Source organism: Caulobacter sp. 602-2, from assembly GCF_011043625.1.
Lineage (GTDB): Bacteria > Pseudomonadota > Alphaproteobacteria > Caulobacterales > Caulobacteraceae > Caulobacter.
Genome location: NZ_JAAKGT010000030.1, coordinates 1 through 1044, shown reverse-complemented (window position 1 = coordinate 1044; position 1044 = coordinate 1). Strand labels below are relative to the sequence as shown.

The following is a 1044-nucleotide window of genomic DNA, read 5'->3' as shown; positions in this document are numbered from 1 at the left end:
CTGGTGTTCACCACCCTGGTGGCCGGCATCGCCCACATGGAGGACGCCGCCGCGGTGGGCCGCATCGGCGCCAAGACCCTGGGCTGGTTCATCGGCGCCTCGGCCGTGTCGCTGGTGCTGGGCCTCTTGATGGTCCACCTGCTGCAGCCGGGCCACGGCCTGCACCTGGTGGAAGCCGCCGTCTCCACCAAGCCGGCCGCCACCACCGAGGCCTTCACCCTGAAGGGCTTCATCACCCACCTGGTGCCGACCTCTATCTTCGACGCCATGGCCAAGAACGAGATCCTGCAGATCGTGGTGTTCTCGCTTTTCGTCGGCACCGCCGTGGCCGCGCTCGACGACAAGGCCCCGCAGGTGCTGCACCTGGTCGAGCAGTGCGCCCAGATCATGCTGAAGGTCACCGGCTTCGTCATGAAGCTGGCCCCGCTGGCCATCTTCGCGGCCCTGGCCTCGACCATCGCCACCCAAGGCCTGGCCATGCTGGGCACCTACGCCAAGTTCGTGCTGGGCTTCTACGGCGCCATGGCCACCCTGTGGGCCCTGCTGTTCCTGGCCGCCTTCGTGGTGCTGGGCAAGCGCGCCGTGCCGCTGTTCGGCGTCATCCGCGAGCCGGCCCTGCTGGCCTTCTCGACCGCTTCTTCCGAAGCCGCCTACCCGCGCATCCTCGACAGCCTGCCCAAGGTGGGCGTGCGCCGCCGCATCGTCTCGTTCGTCCTGCCGCTGGGCTATTCGTTCAATCTCGACGGCTCGATGCTCTACTGCACCTTCGCCACCATGTTCATCATGCAGGCGCACGGCGTGCACCTGACCATCCAGCAGCAGATCTTCATGCTGCTGCTCCTGATGGTCACCTCCAAGGGCATCGCCGGCGTGCCGCGCGCCTCGCTCGTCGTGATCATGGCCACCCTCACCTATTTCGGCCTGCCCGAGGCCTGGATCGCCCTGGTCCTCGGCGTCGACCACCTGCTCGACATGGGCCGCTCGGCCACCAACGTCGTCGGCAACTCGGTCGCCGCCGCCGTCGTCGCCAAGTGGGAGGGCGAG

General features: G+C 67.9%; 1 protein-coding gene. It reads left to right on the top strand.

Annotation, left to right across the window (positions count from 1 at the left end):
* Positions 1-1044: dicarboxylate/amino acid:cation symporter (locus G5B46_RS24105; protein ID WP_165263222.1), on the top strand; the 1044-nt coding region annotated here is incomplete at both ends.